20 protein-coding genes are annotated in these 16,005 nt (G+C 28.8%); all 20 read left to right on the top strand.

Annotated features, from left to right (window positions below):
* The first annotated feature begins 13 nt into the window (after positions 1 to 13).
* Complete coding sequence (locus tag J7M87_RS01100) at positions 14 to 604, top strand: CheB methylesterase domain-containing protein (protein WP_291647830.1); 591 nt, start codon at positions 14 to 16, stop codon at positions 602 to 604.
* Positions 605 to 612: 8 nt separating this feature from the next.
* Complete coding sequence (locus J7M87_RS01095; protein WP_291647828.1) at positions 613 to 1,377, top strand: protein-glutamate O-methyltransferase CheR; 765 nt, start codon at positions 613 to 615, stop codon at positions 1,375 to 1,377.
* 12 nt (positions 1,378 to 1,389) lie between these two features.
* Positions 1,390 to 3,423: a chemotaxis protein CheA gene (locus tag J7M87_RS01090; protein ID WP_291647826.1), complete on the top strand. Its 2,034-nt coding sequence runs from the start codon at positions 1,390 to 1,392 to the stop codon at positions 3,421 to 3,423.
* A 14-nt stretch (positions 3,424 to 3,437) separates the two neighbouring features.
* Positions 3,438 to 4,037, top strand: a complete 600-nt coding sequence (locus tag J7M87_RS01085) for a chemotaxis protein CheC (protein ID WP_291647824.1) — start codon at positions 3,438 to 3,440, stop codon at positions 4,035 to 4,037.
* Between the two features lie 15 nt (positions 4,038 to 4,052).
* A complete protein-coding gene (locus J7M87_RS01080; RefSeq protein WP_291647822.1) occupies positions 4,053 to 4,412 on the top strand; it encodes a response regulator in 360 nt (119 codons plus the stop codon).
* Between the two features lie 22 nt (positions 4,413 to 4,434).
* Positions 4,435 to 4,833, top strand: a complete 399-nt coding sequence (locus J7M87_RS01075; protein ID WP_291647819.1) for a chemotaxis protein CheW — start codon at positions 4,435 to 4,437, stop codon at positions 4,831 to 4,833.
* A 16-nt stretch (positions 4,834 to 4,849) separates the two neighbouring features.
* On the top strand, positions 4,850 to 5,845 hold the full coding sequence (gene fliM, locus J7M87_RS01070) for a flagellar motor switch protein FliM (protein ID WP_291647817.1): 996 nt from the start codon (positions 4,850 to 4,852) through the stop codon (positions 5,843 to 5,845).
* Complete coding sequence (gene fliY, locus J7M87_RS01065) at positions 5,838 to 6,944, top strand: flagellar motor switch phosphatase FliY (RefSeq protein WP_291647814.1); 1,107 nt, start codon at positions 5,838 to 5,840, stop codon at positions 6,942 to 6,944. The genes fliM and fliY overlap by 8 nt, the downstream gene beginning before the upstream one ends.
* 243 nt (positions 6,945 to 7,187) lie before the next feature.
* Positions 7,188 to 7,463 (top strand): flagellar biosynthesis anti-sigma factor FlgM, encoded by a 276-nt coding sequence (locus J7M87_RS01060; protein WP_291647812.1) that lies wholly within the window; start codon positions 7,188 to 7,190, stop codon positions 7,461 to 7,463.
* Position 7,464: 1 nt separating this feature from the next.
* Positions 7,465 to 7,875: a flagellar export chaperone FlgN gene (gene flgN / locus J7M87_RS01055; protein WP_291647811.1), complete on the top strand. Its 411-nt coding sequence runs from the start codon at positions 7,465 to 7,467 to the stop codon at positions 7,873 to 7,875.
* 21 nt (positions 7,876 to 7,896) lie between these two features.
* A complete protein-coding gene (gene flgK, locus J7M87_RS01050) occupies positions 7,897 to 9,732 on the top strand; it encodes a flagellar hook-associated protein FlgK (RefSeq protein ID WP_291647808.1) in 1,836 nt (611 codons plus the stop codon).
* Between the two features lie 13 nt (positions 9,733 to 9,745).
* Complete coding sequence (flgL, locus tag J7M87_RS01045) at positions 9,746 to 10,741, top strand: flagellar hook-associated protein FlgL (RefSeq protein WP_291647806.1); 996 nt, start codon at positions 9,746 to 9,748, stop codon at positions 10,739 to 10,741.
* A gap of 13 nt (positions 10,742 to 10,754) precedes the next feature.
* Complete coding sequence (gene fliW, locus J7M87_RS01040; protein WP_291647804.1) at positions 10,755 to 11,177, top strand: flagellar assembly protein FliW; 423 nt, start codon at positions 10,755 to 10,757, stop codon at positions 11,175 to 11,177.
* Positions 11,178 to 11,193: 16 nt separating this feature from the next.
* Positions 11,194 to 11,412 (top strand): carbon storage regulator CsrA, encoded by a 219-nt coding sequence (csrA, locus tag J7M87_RS01035; protein WP_035285103.1) that lies wholly within the window; start codon positions 11,194 to 11,196, stop codon positions 11,410 to 11,412.
* A gap of 157 nt (positions 11,413 to 11,569) precedes the next feature.
* On the top strand, positions 11,570 to 11,920 hold the full coding sequence (locus tag J7M87_RS01030; RefSeq protein ID WP_291647800.1) for a flagellar protein FlaG: 351 nt from the start codon (positions 11,570 to 11,572) through the stop codon (positions 11,918 to 11,920).
* 14 nt (positions 11,921 to 11,934) lie between these two features.
* Positions 11,935 to 12,225: a hypothetical protein gene (locus J7M87_RS01025; RefSeq protein ID WP_291647799.1), complete on the top strand. Its 291-nt coding sequence runs from the start codon at positions 11,935 to 11,937 to the stop codon at positions 12,223 to 12,225.
* 14 nt (positions 12,226 to 12,239) lie between these two features.
* Positions 12,240 to 12,623, top strand: a complete 384-nt coding sequence (gene fliS / locus J7M87_RS01020; protein ID WP_291647797.1) for a flagellar export chaperone FliS — start codon at positions 12,240 to 12,242, stop codon at positions 12,621 to 12,623.
* 52 nt (positions 12,624 to 12,675) lie between these two features.
* Positions 12,676 to 14,736 carry a flagellar filament capping protein FliD gene (gene fliD / locus J7M87_RS01015; protein ID WP_291647795.1) on the top strand — a complete coding sequence of 687 codons (2,061 nt, stop codon included), beginning with the start codon at positions 12,676 to 12,678 and terminating at the stop codon, positions 14,734 to 14,736.
* Between the two features lie 12 nt (positions 14,737 to 14,748).
* Positions 14,749 to 15,069 (top strand): flagellar protein FliT, encoded by a 321-nt coding sequence (locus J7M87_RS01010; RefSeq protein ID WP_291647794.1) that lies wholly within the window; start codon positions 14,749 to 14,751, stop codon positions 15,067 to 15,069.
* A 167-nt stretch (positions 15,070 to 15,236) separates the two neighbouring features.
* Positions 15,237 to 16,005 (top strand): flagellin (locus J7M87_RS01005; protein WP_291647792.1); only part of this gene is annotated, 769 nt, incomplete at its 3' end.

Below are 16,005 nucleotides of genomic sequence, written 5' to 3'. Positions count from 1 at the left end.
GGTGGATGCACTATTGATACATAATGACATAAATAACAGGCGGGATATAATTTTAATAGGTTCATCAACGGGTGGACCAAAGGCCATAGAAAGATTAATTACAGAATTAACTACAGACTTAAATGTATCTGTTTTAGTTGTTCAGCATATGCCAAGTGGATTTACAAAAGCATTTGCTGAAAGGTTAAATAAGAAATGCTCATTAAATGTTTTAGAAGCTGAAGATGGAATGAAGATAGAGAAAAATAAAATATATATTGCTCCAGGTGGATTTCACATGGTGGTCCAAAAATTGGGTATTTTAAAGCTTAATACTGAGGCGCCAATCTGGGGAGTGAGGCCTGCTGTAGATAAATTATTTATATCAGCATCCACTATATATGGTAGTAGAGTAATATCTGTTGTACTAACAGGTATGGGAAAAGATGGAGCAGAAGGAACTGTAGTTGTAAAAATGAATAAAGGCATAACTATAGCACAAGATGAAGAAAGTTCTGTTATTTATGGGATGCCTAAAGTATCTTATGAAACAGGATGTGTAGATTATGTACTTTCTATAAACAATATTGCAGCAAAGATAAGAGGCTTAGTTAATGCAACTTAGGAGGATATATGGACTTTACGGAATTTCACAATTGGATATATAGAGAGTTCAATATTAATTTAAATGCATATAAGCAAGAACAATTAAATAGAAGAATTGGAAGCTTAATGTCAAGAATAGATATAAAATCATTAGAGGATTATAAAAAACTTTTGCGATCTGATAATAAAGAAAGACAAAGATTTTTAGATTTTATAACTATAAATGTTACAGAATTTTTTAGAAATCCAGAATTATTCAAAGAATTAGAAAAAACTTTGAAATCTTATCTTTTACATAATGATAAGTTGAAGATTTGGAGTGCTGCATGTTCCATAGGCTGTGAGCCATATAGTATTGCAATGATGTTAAATGATCTAAATCCCATAGGAAGGAATACTATAATTGCAACTGATATAGATAATACTATATTAAAAAGGGCAAAGCTTGGGGAATTTGTAGAAGCAGAAATGAAAAATATAGGCGAAGATTATAAAAAAAAGTATTTTAAATTAGAAAAAGATAAGTACATAATAAATGATAAGATAAAATCTATGGTTATATTTAAAAAACATGACTTGATTTTAGATAATTATGAAAAAGATTTTGATTTGATAGTATGTAGGAATGTAATAATATATTTTAAAAATGATGTTAAAAAAGAGATATTTAAAAATTTTTCAAACTCTTTAAAAAAAGGTGGGCTTCTATTTGTTGGAGCCACAGAAAGTATTTATAACTATAAAGAGTATGAATTAGAAAAAGTTTCTACTTTTATTTATAAAAGAGTATAAGGGGTGAATAAAATGGATGTATCTCAATATATGGGAATGTTTTTAGAAGAGTCAATGGATAACTTACAAACCTTAAATGAAGCTTTATTAGATTTAGAGCAAGAACCTGATAATATAGATAAAGTTAATGAAATATTTAGAGTAGCACATACGATAAAGGGTATGGCTGCAACTATGGGATTTAGTAATATAGCTGAGTTAACTCATAAGATGGAAGACGTGCTATCAAAGTTTAGAGAGGGAAAGTTACAAGTTAGTAGAAATGTCGTTACAGTTTTATTTGAATGTTTAGATACTTTAGAAAGAATGGTTAGCAATATAGAGGAAGGCAATGACGAAGAAGTTGAAATAGAAGATATAATGAATTCCTTGGAAAACGTTGGCAATGAAAAGGTATCAACAAATAAACAAGAAGAAATAACAGAAAAAAATAATGATAAAAATAATGAAGTATCAAAAGAGTTTATTAATATAGCATTAAATGAATATGATTTATCAGTTTTAAAGCAAGCAAAGCAAAATGGATTTAATGGAGTTAATGTTGAAATAACATTAAGAGAGGATACATTATTAAAATCAGCGAGAGCGTTTTTAATAGTTCAAGAGCTTGAAACACAAGGGGAAATATTAAAATCTTTTCCTTCTACAGAAGATATAGAAAACGAGCAGTTTGATACACAATTAATATTTGTTTTAATAACTACTAAATCAAAAGAAGAAATTGAAGAAATAACAAATAATATTTCAGAAGTAAGAAAAGTAGTAACATCTTATGTTTCTATTGAAGATGTTAATCAAGATGAGAAAATTAATGTACAAGATGAAATAGTAAGTGAGCTGGAGAAAATTCACATAAAGGATAATATATCAAGCAATAAAGTAGAAAAGCAAGAAAAGAAAAAAGATAATAATAAGAAAGCTCATCAATCAGTTAGAGTTGATTTACAAAGAATAGATAAGCTTATGAACATGGTATCAGAGCTTGTTATATATAGGACTAGGTTAGAGCAAATTGTAATAAATGATAAATCTCAGGAACTTATAGAAACATTAGAGCAAGTTGAGAGGACTACATCGGATCTTCAAGATTTAGTTATGAAAATAAGAATGCTTCCTTTAGAAGTAGTATTTAATAGATTTCCTAGAATGATAAGAGATTTATCTGTAGAACTTAAAAAAGAGATAAATTTCATTATAGAAGGATCTGAAACAGAATTAGATAGAACTGTTATAGATGAAATTGGAGAACCATTAATACATCTTTTAAGAAATGCTGCAGATCATGGTATAGAAAGTAAAGAAGAAAGAATTGCAAATGGAAAAGATCCTGTTGGAACAATAAAATTAGTTGCTTATCAAGAAGGAACTAAGGCTTTAATAAAGGTTACTGATGATGGGGCAGGAATAAATCTTGAAAAAGTAAAAGCTAAAGCTGAAAAAGTTGGAATAAATACAGAGGGATTAAGTAATAATGATATTAGAAACTTAATATTTGCTCAAGGTTTTAGCACAAATACTGTGGTTACGGATATATCAGGTAGAGGCGTTGGAATGGATGTTGTTAAGACAAAAATTTCATCACTAGGAGGTACTGTAGATGTTGTTAGTAAAGAAGGAGAAGGATCAAGCTTTATTATAAAATTACCTCTAACACTTCAAATAATACAAGCCCTTTTAGTTAAGGTAGGTAATGAAACTCTTGCTATATCATTAGGATTTATAGATAGAGTTATAGACTATAAAGGAGAAAATGTTAAAAAGACAAATGGAGAGGAAGTAATAGTTTATAGAGATAGTATTATACCTCTTATAAGATTAAATGAAAGACTTGGAATAGATAATAAAGAAAGTAAAAAGAAATTTATTATTATAGTAAAAATTGGAGAAAAAACAGTAGGATTACTTGTTGATTCATTATTCGGTCAACAAGAAATAGTAATTAAGCCTTTAGGAAAGACTTTAAGATCCTTAAAAGAATATATTGGAGCTACAATACTTGGAAATGGATTAGTAACATTAATTCTTGATGTGGCGGCATTGATATAGAAGGGAGGATTTTTATGGAATACAAGAATTTAACTTCATTTCAATTGGATGCATTAAGGGAAGTTTCTAATATAGGAGCAGGAAATTCAGCGACGGCTTTGTCAATGTTACTTGGAACTAAGATTGATATGTCAGTTCCTAATATGAACATAATAGAATTCGATGAGCTATTTAATAGTTGCAAAGAAAATGAAGTTGTAGCTGTATTGGTGAAAGTGCTTGATGATATTCCTGGAAGTGTTCTTTATATATTTGAAGAAGACGTAGCATTAAATATGATATCAAAAATGACTTATAAAGATGAAAAAACCTTTACTGAAATGGGCATTTCAGTTATAGGTGAAATTGGGAATATTATATCCTCATCTTTTATGAATGCAATTGCAAATTTTACAGGATTAAAGGCAACCGCCTCTGTACCTGCAGTAGCTAATGATATGCTAAGTGCAATACTTATTTCAACATTTGTTGAAACAGGACAGCATGAAGAGTATGTTTTAGATATAGAAACATTATTTATAGGAGAAGGAGATAACAAAATAGAAGGTCATTTTTATTTTGTTCCGGCTCCAGGATCGTTAGAAAAAATTTTAGAATCATTAGGAATAAGATAATTTGGAGGGATTAAAATGACAAAAGTTTTAATAGTGGATGATGCAGCTTTTATGCGAATGATGATAAAGGATATACTACAAAAAAATGGATTTGAAGTAGTAGGTGAAGCTTGTAATGGTATAGAAGCAGTAAATTTATATAAAAAGGAAAAGCCAGATGTTGTTACAATGGATATAACTATGCCAGATATGGATGGAATTGAAGCAGTGAAAGAAATAAGATCATTCGATTCAGAAGCAAAGATAATAATGTGTTCAGCAATGGGACAACAATCAATGGTTATGGATGCAATTAAATCTGGTGCAAAAGATTTTATTGTAAAGCCATTCCAAGCAGATAGAGTATTAGAAGCAATAAGAAAGGTAGTTGGTTAAAACTATTTAGGAGGCAAGTTAAATGCAATTTGTAATATTTAAATTAGGAGAAGAACATTTTGCAGTAGAGACAGATAAAATATTAAGTATCAATGATATGATGACTATAACAAGGGTGCCAAAAGCTCCAGATTATATAAAAGGTTTAATAAATCTAAGAGGTAGCATAAAGTCTTTAGTTGATGTTAATCTATTGCTTAATATAGAATCAAAAAAAGAACAAAATAACATAATAATATTAAAGGTTGATGAAGAAGAAATAGGTATATCTGTAGACGAAGTTGAAGAAGTAATAGATATAGATGAAGATAAGCTTCAAAGATTAGAAACGCATAATACCGAAGTTTATATAAGAGGAGTAATTGACTTAGAAGGAAGATTACTAACAGTTATAGATATAGAAAAGCTACTAAATTACTAGGAAATGAGGGAGAGAAATGGCAGAGGTTTTAAGTCAGAGTGAAATAGATGCTCTTCTTTCTGCCCTATCTACAGGAGATGTTGAACCAGAACAGCTAAAAGAAAAAGAAGAAAAACATAAAATAAAAAAGTATGACTTCAGAAGTCCTCAGAAATTTTCTAAGGATCACATTAGGACTTTAGAAATGGTTCATGATGCTTTTGCAAGAATAATAAGTAATTACCTTTCAGGTCAACTTAGAAAGCATGTTAAAGTAGATATCCAAAGTGTGGAGCAGATAACATATGAAGAGTTTGTTCACTCTATTCCTAATCCCACTATACTTACTATATTTAAGATGCCACCACTACAAGGAAATATATTGCTTGAAATGAATCCACAATTTTCATTTCAAATATTAGATATACTTTTAGGAGGAACAGGCGATAGAGATGAAAAGGCAAAAGAGTTTTCAGAAATAGATAAAAATATATTATCAAATATAACTTCAGAAATGATTAAGTCTTTAATTTTAGCTTGGGATGGGATATTAGAAGTAAAACCAGAATTTGAAGGTCTTGAAACTAATCCATCGGCTAATCAAACTTTAGCACCAAATGAGCCTGTTGCTTTGCTTAGCTTTTTAGTAGAGTTAGGTAAAAGTACAACATATATGAATTTATGTATTCCTTACCTAAGTGTAGAAAAGGTACTAGACAAGCTTGTTGTTCAATATTGGTTTAAGACTGATGAATCAGAGTTTGAGGATGAAGCAAGAGAAAAGCTTAAAAAGGGTTTAAATCCTGTAGAAGTGGATATGCATGTTGAACTTGGAAAAACAGAGATAACTGTTGATGATTTTTTAGAGTTAGTTAATGGAGATGTCTTAGTACTAAATTCTCAATACAGTGATCCTGTAAGGGTTTTTGTAGAAAATGAAGAATGCTTTATAGCTAAACCAGGAATTATAGGCAAAAATATGGGAATACAACTTTTAGATATTTTAGATAAGGATGTGATTGAGAATGAGTAATGGGTTTTTGTCTCAAGAAGAAATAGATTCATTGTTAAATGGCGGTGCAGATAGTATAAAACCAGAGTTAATATCAGAAATAGAGAAAGATCTGTTAGGTGAAATAGGGAATATTTCCATGGGGTCAGCTTCAACAGCTCTTTATCAACTTATAAATAGGCAAGTAAACATAACAACCCCTAAAGTTAAGGTTACAACATTAAAAGAAATAAAGGATGGATTTGATTATCCTAATATAATATTAGATGTTGAATATGTTTCTGGAATAACTGGGAGAAACATATTAATAATGCAAACTATAGATGCAGCTGTAATTGCTAATCTTATGATGGGTGGAGATGGAAAGGTTGATACATCTGAGTTATCAGAAATCGAAGTTAGTGCAGTTCAAGAAGCAATGAATCAAATGATAGGCTCAGCAGCAACTTCTATGGCAACTATGTTTGCAAGGGAAGTTAATATATCACCTCCTAAATCAAAGATTTGGAAGGATATTAATGAAAATATATCAGAAACTATTCCTGAAGATGAACCTATAGTTGAGGTTTGTTTTGATTTAACTATAGAAGGATTACTTCAATCAAATATGATGCAAATACTTCCTATAAATACTGCAAAGAAGATAGTTTCAATAATGATGGGTGAAGATCAAGAAGTTGCAAATGAAATAGATGATAGTTATGATTCTTCAGATATTTATAAAGAAGAATATAAGATAGAAGAAAAAACTATTATGAATGCTGTGGAAGAAAAAGCAGTTAAAAATATTGTGGAAAAACCTGTAGAAGTTCACGGAGCTACTTTTGAGCCTCTATCACAAGATGTTGTTGGAGAATCACATAAAAATATAGGTTTAATATTAGATGTTCCATTAGAAGTTTCAGTTGTTTTAGGAAGAACTAAAAAGAGTATTAAGGATATATTAGATTTAAGTACAGGATCTTTAATAGAGTTAGATAAACTTGCAGAAGAACCAGTAGAGGTATTAATAAATGGTAAGAAGATAGCTTATGGAGAAGTTGTTGTTGTTGATGAGAACTTTGGAGTTAGAATAACGAGCATTGTAAGTGGAGCTGACAGAATAAGGACACTTAAATAATACATAAAATTAAGTATTTTAAAATGGAACTTATATAATAGACACTTGAAAAGAGTTTATATATAGGTTTCATTTTATTTATTTCAAGATAATCCAAAGATAAATATATTAATATTGTTAAAATACTTAAGGTCTTATTAAAGATCTATATAAAATATAGATTTAACATTTTTAAATTAACGTCTAAACTTATAAATAACAATTCCGATAAATAAATATAAGAAGTATTATTAGGAGGAAATTATGAATATTAAAGGTATAGGATATACAAATGGAATTAACTATTATAATAAAGTAACTTCTAATAAAATTGAAAGGTTAGAAAAGAAAGAAAACTATGACAGAATTGAATTATCAGAAGAAGCAAAGATATTAAATGATTATTCAATAGATAATAAAAACTTTGATAATAGAAAAAAAGTTTTAGAAGTTAAAAATAGTATCTATAACGGAACATATACTTATGATGCAAAACTTATTGCTAAAAGTATGTTAGATGCTATGAGAGGAAAAGAATAGTATGATAAACAATTTGAAAGATGTACTTAATGATGAAGAAAAAGAGTTAAAAGAATTATTAGTTCTATTAGATGAACAATATAAATTAATTATAGCTAAAGATATATTTAAAATGGAAGCAATAGTAGAAGATATAAAACAAAAGAATAAAGAGGTAGCTGAAATTGAAGTAAGAAGAAGACGATTATTAGGAAATCAGTCCATAAAAGAAGTTATACTAAATTCTAAAGATGAAGAATTAGAAAATGGATATAGAAGGATACAAAATCTATTGAATGAAATGATTCTTCAAAAAGATACAAATGATTTGTTAATAAAGCAACAACTAAGTTTTACAAATAAACTTTTGAATTTAATAAATCCTAAAAGGGATATACCAACCTATAACTCTTATGGAAGCATAAAAAGATAATAAGAAGCTGGAGGTGAATAAATGTCAGGATTATTTTCAACATTTAATATAGCAAAAAGAGGAATGAATGTACAACAAAAAAGTATAGATGTAACATCTCATAATATTGCAAATTCCAATACTGTTGGATATTCAAGGCAAAGAGCAAAAATAGAAACAAGTAGACCTTTTGGTGGAACATCAATGGGTTCATCTGTACAAGCAGGGCAACTTGGAACAGGTGCACAAATTCAAGCAATAGAAAGAGTAAGAGATAATTTCTTAGATTATCAAGTAAGAGGCGAAAGTGCTGTTTTAGGGAAATATGATATAAGAAATAATTTTTTATATGAAGTAGAAAGCGTTTTTAATGAACCATCAGAAACTGGTATATCAACTTTAATGGGAAAATTCTTTGATGCATTTCAAGAGTTATCAAAGCAACCAAACAGTTCTAATGCAAGAACTGTAGTAGCTCAGCAAACGGCAGCTTTGACAGATGCTTTAAATGCAACATATACAAAGCTTGAAAGCTTACAAGTTAATGCTCAAGATATGTTAAAAAGTTCTGTTACAGAAGTAAATAGTATTTTAGAGCAATTAGATAGAGTAAATCAAGAAATAATTAGCGTAACTGTTTCTGGAAACACACCAAATGACTTAATGGATAAAAGAGATTTATTGTTAGATCAATTAAGTTATAAGTTTGGAATACAAGTAGATAAAAGAGAATTTAATGGAATAGATTTAAAGCCAACAGAAACAGGAAGTATGAAAGCACCCCTTTTAGTAAATTCAAGTCCAAATGGGGATGTTGCAAGATTTTCATATGTAACAGATGTTGAATTAGATTCAAGTGATTTTTCAGGAAAGACATATATAGTTACATATTATAAAAATGGTAATATGGATAGTGAATCTAATAAGCAAACATTAAAAGTAACAGGGATAACACCAGAGCAAGCTAAAGAAATTAAAGATAATAGAATAATATGGGCTGACAAGTCTGGACAGGCAGCAAGAGGGGATGGATATCCAATAAAGGATGGGGATGTTGTAAGTTATTCAGAACTTATGATGTTTAAACCTGAAAATGGTAGTGTTAATGGTTTAGTATCAGTACAAAAAGATATAGAAGATTATATGAATCAATTAAATAAATTAGCAAAATCAATAGCCTTTTCAGTAAATGCTATACATAGTGGTATGGAGGATCCGTTAAGTAATACTGCTGGAGCAGAAAAAGACTTTATGCCATTCTTTGTTAATAAAGATGTTGCTAGGTATAAAAGTAATGGTATCTTAAGTAATTTAGATGAAACTTTAGTGGGGGAATCTGGAATTACTGCTAAGAATATATCTGTAAATAAAGAGATTCTAGAAGATGTAATGAAAATAAAAACTAAGACTCATGATGATTTATTTCCATATACTCATGAAAATAATATGGATGGAGATAGTGATGGATCAAGAGCATTAGCAATAGCACAACTTAGAGATTCACTAATAAGAATTCAAGATATAAATGAAACAGTAATATCTAGAAAAGATTTGTTTGATAATAGTAAAGGTGGTAATTCACTTATAAATAATGGATTGAAAATTGAAAATAGTACATCAGGGATGAAAATGGATTCTTACTTTAAGGATACGATTGATAGATTAGGAGTTCAAGCACAAGAAGCTCAAAGAATGGTAATAAACCAAGAAGATTTATTATATAGCATAGAAGAAAGTAGAGCTTCAGTTTCAGGTGTTTCATTAGATGAAGAAATGGCAAATCTTGTGCAGTTCCAACATGCCTATAATGCAAATGCAAAAATAATAGCAACTGTTGATGAACTTTTAGAGGTTATAATAAATGGACTAAAGAGATAGGGGGAGGAAGTAAATGAGAATTACTAATCAAATGATGAGTAAAAGCTTTTTAAGAGATCTTGGTAGAAATCAAGGTTATATGAAAAAACTAAATGATCAGCTTACTTCAGGAAAGGAAATTAGAAGACCTTCTGATAATCCTTTCAAGGTTGCAAGAAGTATGCAGCTACATAGAGATATAGGAGCTAATACTCAATATAATGAGAATATAAAAGATACTACAAACTGGTTAGATACTACTGATACTGCTCTAGAGCAATTAGGTAACAGCTTTCAAAGATTTAGAGAACTAATGGTTTCAGCTGGTAATGCTGCATATGGAAGTGATGAGAAAAAAGCAATAAAAGATGAAATGAACGAAAAAGTAAATGAGATAGCTCAAATACTAAATAGTAGTTTTGACGGTAAATATATTTTTGCAGGTACTAAAGGAAGTACAAAACCAATAGGAACTAATAAAGATATAACTACTGGTAACAATTCTATTCATCTTAGTGGAAGTAATGGAGAAGTTTTAGAACTAGATAATTTAGATGAATCAGTACAAAATCAAATAAACATGATAAATAAAAAGCTTACGATAGAGGTTTCACAAGGAGTAACTATGGATTACAATGTATCAGCTACAGATTTATTATTATTTAAAGATAAAAATGGAGCAGATGTTAATGTTATGGGCTTATTAAAAGAAATAACAAATAACATAGATTCAGAAGATCCAAGTATTAGTGGAAAAGTAACAAATGAAAATCTAAAAACTATGGATGAAACTATATCTAATCTTTTAAAGATAAGAGCAGAGGTTGGTGCAAAGCAAAATAGAATGGAATCAGCTGGAGATCAAAATGAAGAACAAAATTTTAATTTAAAAGATATCTTATCACAAACAGAAGATATAGACTTTGCTGAAAAGAATATAGAAGCAACAGTTGCACAAAGTGTATATATGGCTTCACTTCAAGTAAGTGCAAAAATAATACAACCATCACTTTTAGATTTCCTAAGATAGGAGAAGATATAATATGGAATTAATATCACCAATACATGGGAAAATGATATATGAAGAAAATGAAATAATATGTTTCGAAAAAGGAGTTCCAGGATTCGATGACTTGAAAAAATATATAATAAAAGAAGTTGGAAATGAAAGTCCATTTAAAATTTTACAATCAATAGAAGATAAAGAATTAGGATTTATAATTATTTCTCCATTTTTTATAAATGATAAGTATGAAATAAAACTAAATGATGAAGTAATAAAAAGCTTAAATTTAGAAAATCCAGAAGATGTAATGTTATATTCAATTGTGACATTAAACTCTAAAGCAGAAGAAATAACGGCAAATTTAAAAGCACCTTTAGTAATAAATATAAAAAAACAAAAAGGGGAACAATATATTTCAGATAAAGAAATATATAACATAAAAGAAAAAGTATTTAAGTAAGAAAGGTGTGTTAAATTTGTTAGTCATAACAAGAAAAAAAGGAGAGTCTATTTTAATAGGTGACGATATAGAAATATCCATTTCAAAAATAGAAGATGGCAGCGTAAAACTAGCAATAAAAGCACCTAAAGAAATGACTATTTTAAGAAAAGAACTTTATGAAGAAGTTCAAAATGAAAATAAAGAAGCAACAAAAATGAATATAGAACTATTAAAAATGCTAGGAAAAAAATAAGAGAAATGAAATAGTGAAAAATGAAAAAATGAAAAGTTATTTGAAGTATCTTTCAAATAACTTGAAGAAATTAATCAAATAATTCAGCACTGCTGAATTATAACCACAATTTTTTCATTCCTAATTCTTTCATTATTAACAAGGTGGTGTTTTAAAAATGGAAATGAAGGTTGCAAGTCAAGGAGGACAAGTTAACCTAAGTACAGTTAAAAATCCAGAAATAAAGCAAGTTTCAGAAAACAAGGATGTAGTAGAAGCTGTAAGTGCTAAAGATAAAAATTATAAAAAAGAAGATGTAATAAAAGCAATAGATAAATTAAATGAGTTTTTAAAAGATGAGCATACCTATGCAGAATATTCAGTTCATGAAAAGCTTGGAGATGTAATGGTAAAAATAATAAATGAAGATACTAAAGAAGTTATTATGGAGTGTCCGCCTAAGAAGATACTAGATCTAGTAGCCAAAATGATGGAGCTAGTTGGTGTTTCAATAGATAAAAAAGCTTAATAGGGGGAAGTGCTATGAATTTCTTACTAAATAAAATAGATACAGATCTTAGGAAAAAGGTTTATGAAAAAACAAAAGATGGTAAGGTTCATAGAAAATCTAGCATAGCAATTAATAAAGATAGCGAAAAGCAAAAGAAAAAGTTTTTCAATGAATATGTAAAAGAAGAAAGAAAACAAATGGAGCAAAATAAGTTTACTGTTGATGCTACAAAGTTAGAAAAGCCCACTATAAGTCTTCATAGTGAAAAAGAAGAAAACTTAAATGCAATAGGTTATGGCACCTTTTTAGATGTTAAAAAGTAGGAGGAAACAATAAAATGTATGGCAATAATGCATTAAATGTGTATAAAAATAATAGCGTAAACTACGCATCAAAAGAACAATTACTATTAATGTTAGTAGATGGAGCTGTAAAATTTGCAAAAATAGCAAGAGAGGCTTTAGTTAGTAAAGACATTAAAAAAAGTCATGAAAATCTAGTTAAAGTTCAAGATATATTTACAGAACTAATGATAAGCTTAGATCAAAATGCAGGTGAGTGGGCAAAACAAATATATCAAGTATATGAATTTATAAAAACAAGATTATTTGAAGTAAACCTAAAAAAAGATTTAGTTATGATGGACGAGCTTATGCCAGTTATTGAAGATGTGAGAAATACATGGCATGAAGCATATGAAATATCTAAAAGAATGAAGTAATGGAAAATTGAAAAAATGAAAGAATTATTAATTGTAAATCGGGGGTGTATAAGTGAGAATAACAGGTTTAGCAACAGGCTTGGATATGGATCAAATAGTTAAGGATTCCATGAAGCCTTATAGAGTAAAGATAGATAGAAAAGGTCAAGATAAAGAAATTTTAGAAATAAAACAAAAACTTTATAGAGAAGTTATTAAAGATTCTAGGGAGTTTTATAATAAATATTTTGATGTTACAAAAAGTGATAGTTTGCTATTAAGTAAGAATTGGGCAACTACTAAATTTACTTCTTCTAATGAAAATGTAATAACAGTTACAGGAAATAGTGATGCAAAGCCAGGAAGTTATACTATAACTGGGACTACTGCAAAAGCTGCTAAAACAGTTTTGACAACTGGAATAAATAAGGATGATAAAATTAATATAAATGGTAAGGAGTTTAAATTAAACGGAGATACAGAAAAAGATAGGGCTGAAAATTTAAATAAAGAATTAAGGGAGGCTGGAATAAATGTATCTGTAAGATATAGTGATTTTGCAGGAACAGAAGAAGGAGAAGAAAAAAATAAAAAAGGTTTTATATTTGAATCTACAGTATTAGGAAAAGATAGTACTTTTACAATTGGAGGAACTTTTAATAATGAAGGAATAGTTAATAAAGGGATAAATGCTACAGCGGCAACTGTAACTGGCTCTGATTTTACAATTAATGCTTTAAAAGCAACTGGTGGAAAAATATTTATAAAAGGTGAAGAAATTACTATAGATATTGATGATACTCTTCTATATTCAGATATAGAGAAATTATTACAAATTAAAATAAAAGATAAGAATTTAACAGCTGAAGTAGATGATAATGGAAAGATAACTTTTAGTAGCACAGTTTTAGGAAGTGGAGTTGATGATCCAGAAATATTTATAAATGGACAAGGCGGAGCATTTGAAAAAGGAGTAGATGCGACTTCAACTACTAATACATTAGATATTAACTCAATCAAGGATAGGAAAATATCTGTTAATGGAAATATGATTGATTTAACAGGCAAAAATGATAGCAATGATATATTGAATCATTTAAATAAAGTGCTAAAAGATCAAAACACTAATGTTACAGCTAGTATAAATGCTGGTGGTAATATAGTGATAACATCAAACAAACTTGGTGCTGATTATGATGTCAATGTTAGTGTAATGGATAAGGATAAATCATTAGGAAATGCAATTGAACCTTCTGTAGGTAAAGATGCAGAAATTGTATTTAAGGATAGTAAGGGTGGGGTATATACTCATACTGGAAATTCTAACTTAGTGACATTAGATGGAGTAACTTTTAAGTTTTCTGGAGAAATACCATCAGAAGGAATTACTGTTAATGGAAAAACAAAGGTCACAGATATTAAGGATAAGTTAGTTACTTTTATAAATGACTATAATACTTTAATTGAAAAATTAAACACTTTAACTATGGAAAAAAGGAATAGAGATTTCGATCCTCTAACATCAGAGCAAAAAAGCGAAATGTCAGAAAGTGAAGTTAAGCTATGGAATGAAAAAGTTGAAAAGGGACAACTGAATAGAGATTCAGATTTAACAAGAATTTCAAATAGTTTAAAGCAAGCTATGAGGACTTTTGTTGAAGGGTCTGGTTTAAATTTAGAAAAGATAGGGATAAAACCAACAGAAGATTATCAAGGAACTAAAAATGGAACATTTACAATAGATGAAGATAAATTAACTAAAGCATTAGAAGAAAATACCGAAGAAGTAATGAATTTATTTATAAAAGCGAAACCAACTACAGAAGGTCTTTCAGATAGTAAAAAGTATGCACAAACAGGATTAATGCAAAGAGTTAAAGATATCCTATATAAAGAATCTGTAACTGTTTCTTCTCCATTAATGAATAAAGCTGGATTAGAGGGGTCTTCTACTGCTTATACTAATGAACTGACTAAATCAATCGAAAAATATGAGCAAAAGATGAAGGACATGGAAAAGGATTTTTCTAGAAGAGAGCAAGCTTTATATAGTAAATATGCAACTTTAGAGACAATTATGAATAAATATAATTCTCAACAAAGTTATCTTATGCAGCAATTAGGAATGAATTAAGTGATGATACATATGATATTAGATGATTATAAAAAAGTAACTGAAGATATAATAACTAATTTACGAAATGAATTGCCGATTGATGAATTGATGGATAAAAGAGAAGCATTAATATATAAATTATTTGATCAACAGGATATAAATAAAGAAAAAATAAAGGATTTATATATATCAAAGGGATTATTAGATTTGGATAGTAAGTTGAAGATTTCAATAGAGGATCAAAAATTAAAAGTTAAAGAAGAAATTAGAAATCTTCATAATATTAAAAATGCTAATAATGCCTATGAAAAAAATAGAAGAATAAATAGTTTTTTTAGCACAAAAATATAAAAAAGTTTATAAAAATATATAAAGTTATGTAAATATATACGATATTTATAATATAAGCTTAAGCAACTTAAACTCTATATAGAGAATTTATCCACCAAAATGGTAGGAGTTCTAAATATAAAATTAAATGACAAGGATGTCAAGTTAAAATCAAGGAGGAATAAAAAATGATAATTAACCACAATATGAATGCATTAAATGCACATAGAAACATGGGAATGAACACAAATTCAGCAGGAAAGTCAATGGAAAAATTAAGCTCAGGTTTAAGAATAAACAGAGCTGGTGATGATGCTGCAGGACTTGCAATATCAGAAAAAATGAGAGGACAAATCAGAGGATTAGATCAAGCGTCAAGAAACTCTCAAGATGGTATCTCATTAATTCAAACAGCAGAAGGTGCTTTAAATGAAACTCACAACATTCTTCAAAGAATGAGAGAACTTTCAGTACAAGGTGCTAATGATACAAATGTATCAGTTGATAGAGCTGCTATAAAAACTGAGTTAGATCAATTATCTTCAGAAATAACTAGAATAGCTAAACAAACTCAATTCAATAAACAAGATATATTAGCAGGATCTTCAACAGTAAATATTCAAGTTGGAGCAAATTCAGGACAAACAATATCTATTTCATTAAAGACTATGGATGCTGCTGCATTAAAGGTTGTAGGTACAACTTTAGATGTTACAACTACAACTAAAGCAAATGATCTTACAGATGCTTTAGATTCAGCAATAGAAAATGTATCAACTCATAGATCAAGCTTAGGAGCTCTACAAAATAGATTAGAACATACTATAAGTAACTTAAATAATACATCAGAAAACTTAACAGCAGCAGAAAGCAGAGTAAGAGATGTAGATATGGCTAAAGAAATGATGAATTTCTCTAAGAACAACATATTACAACAAGCTGCACAAGCTATGCTTG

The sequence above is a fragment of the Clostridium sp. genome, from assembly GCF_017888565.1.
In the GTDB taxonomy this organism is placed as follows: domain Bacteria; phylum Bacillota; class Clostridia; order Clostridiales; family Clostridiaceae; genus Clostridium.
Note: the sequence above shows the minus strand (reverse complement) of the source record. Positions and strands in the feature narration are given on the sequence as shown.

What these genes read in the sequence shown, in the direction of transcription:
- J7M87_RS01030 (WP_291647800.1), top strand. Translation starts at nt 11,570, where the DNA reads ATGGAAATGAAGGTTGCAAGTCAAGGAGGACAAGTTAACCTAAGTACA.
- J7M87_RS01025 (WP_291647799.1), top strand. Translation starts at nt 11,935, where the DNA reads ATGAATTTCTTACTAAATAAAATAGATACAGATCTTAGGAAAAAGGTT.
- fliS (WP_291647797.1), top strand. Translation starts at nt 12,240, where the DNA reads ATGTATGGCAATAATGCATTAAATGTGTATAAAAATAATAGCGTAAAC.
- J7M87_RS01085 (WP_291647824.1), top strand. Translation starts at nt 3,438, where the DNA reads ATGGAATACAAGAATTTAACTTCATTTCAATTGGATGCATTAAGGGAA.
- flgN (WP_291647811.1), top strand. Translation starts at nt 7,465, where the DNA reads ATGATAAACAATTTGAAAGATGTACTTAATGATGAAGAAAAAGAGTTA.
- flgK (WP_291647808.1), top strand. Translation starts at nt 7,897, where the DNA reads ATGTCAGGATTATTTTCAACATTTAATATAGCAAAAAGAGGAATGAAT.
- fliM (WP_291647817.1), top strand. Translation starts at nt 4,850, where the DNA reads ATGGCAGAGGTTTTAAGTCAGAGTGAAATAGATGCTCTTCTTTCTGCC.
- J7M87_RS01090 (WP_291647826.1), top strand. Translation starts at nt 1,390, where the DNA reads ATGGATGTATCTCAATATATGGGAATGTTTTTAGAAGAGTCAATGGAT.
- J7M87_RS01095 (WP_291647828.1), top strand. Translation starts at nt 613, where the DNA reads ATGGACTTTACGGAATTTCACAATTGGATATATAGAGAGTTCAATATT.
- fliW (WP_291647804.1), top strand. Translation starts at nt 10,755, where the DNA reads ATGGAATTAATATCACCAATACATGGGAAAATGATATATGAAGAAAAT.
- J7M87_RS01080 (WP_291647822.1), top strand. Translation starts at nt 4,053, where the DNA reads ATGACAAAAGTTTTAATAGTGGATGATGCAGCTTTTATGCGAATGATG.
- J7M87_RS01010 (WP_291647794.1), top strand. Translation starts at nt 14,749, where the DNA reads ATGATATTAGATGATTATAAAAAAGTAACTGAAGATATAATAACTAAT.
- J7M87_RS01075 (WP_291647819.1), top strand. Translation starts at nt 4,435, where the DNA reads ATGCAATTTGTAATATTTAAATTAGGAGAAGAACATTTTGCAGTAGAG.
- flgL (WP_291647806.1), top strand. Translation starts at nt 9,746, where the DNA reads ATGAGAATTACTAATCAAATGATGAGTAAAAGCTTTTTAAGAGATCTT.
- fliY (WP_291647814.1), top strand. Translation starts at nt 5,838, where the DNA reads ATGAGTAATGGGTTTTTGTCTCAAGAAGAAATAGATTCATTGTTAAAT.
- J7M87_RS01060 (WP_291647812.1), top strand. Translation starts at nt 7,188, where the DNA reads ATGAATATTAAAGGTATAGGATATACAAATGGAATTAACTATTATAAT.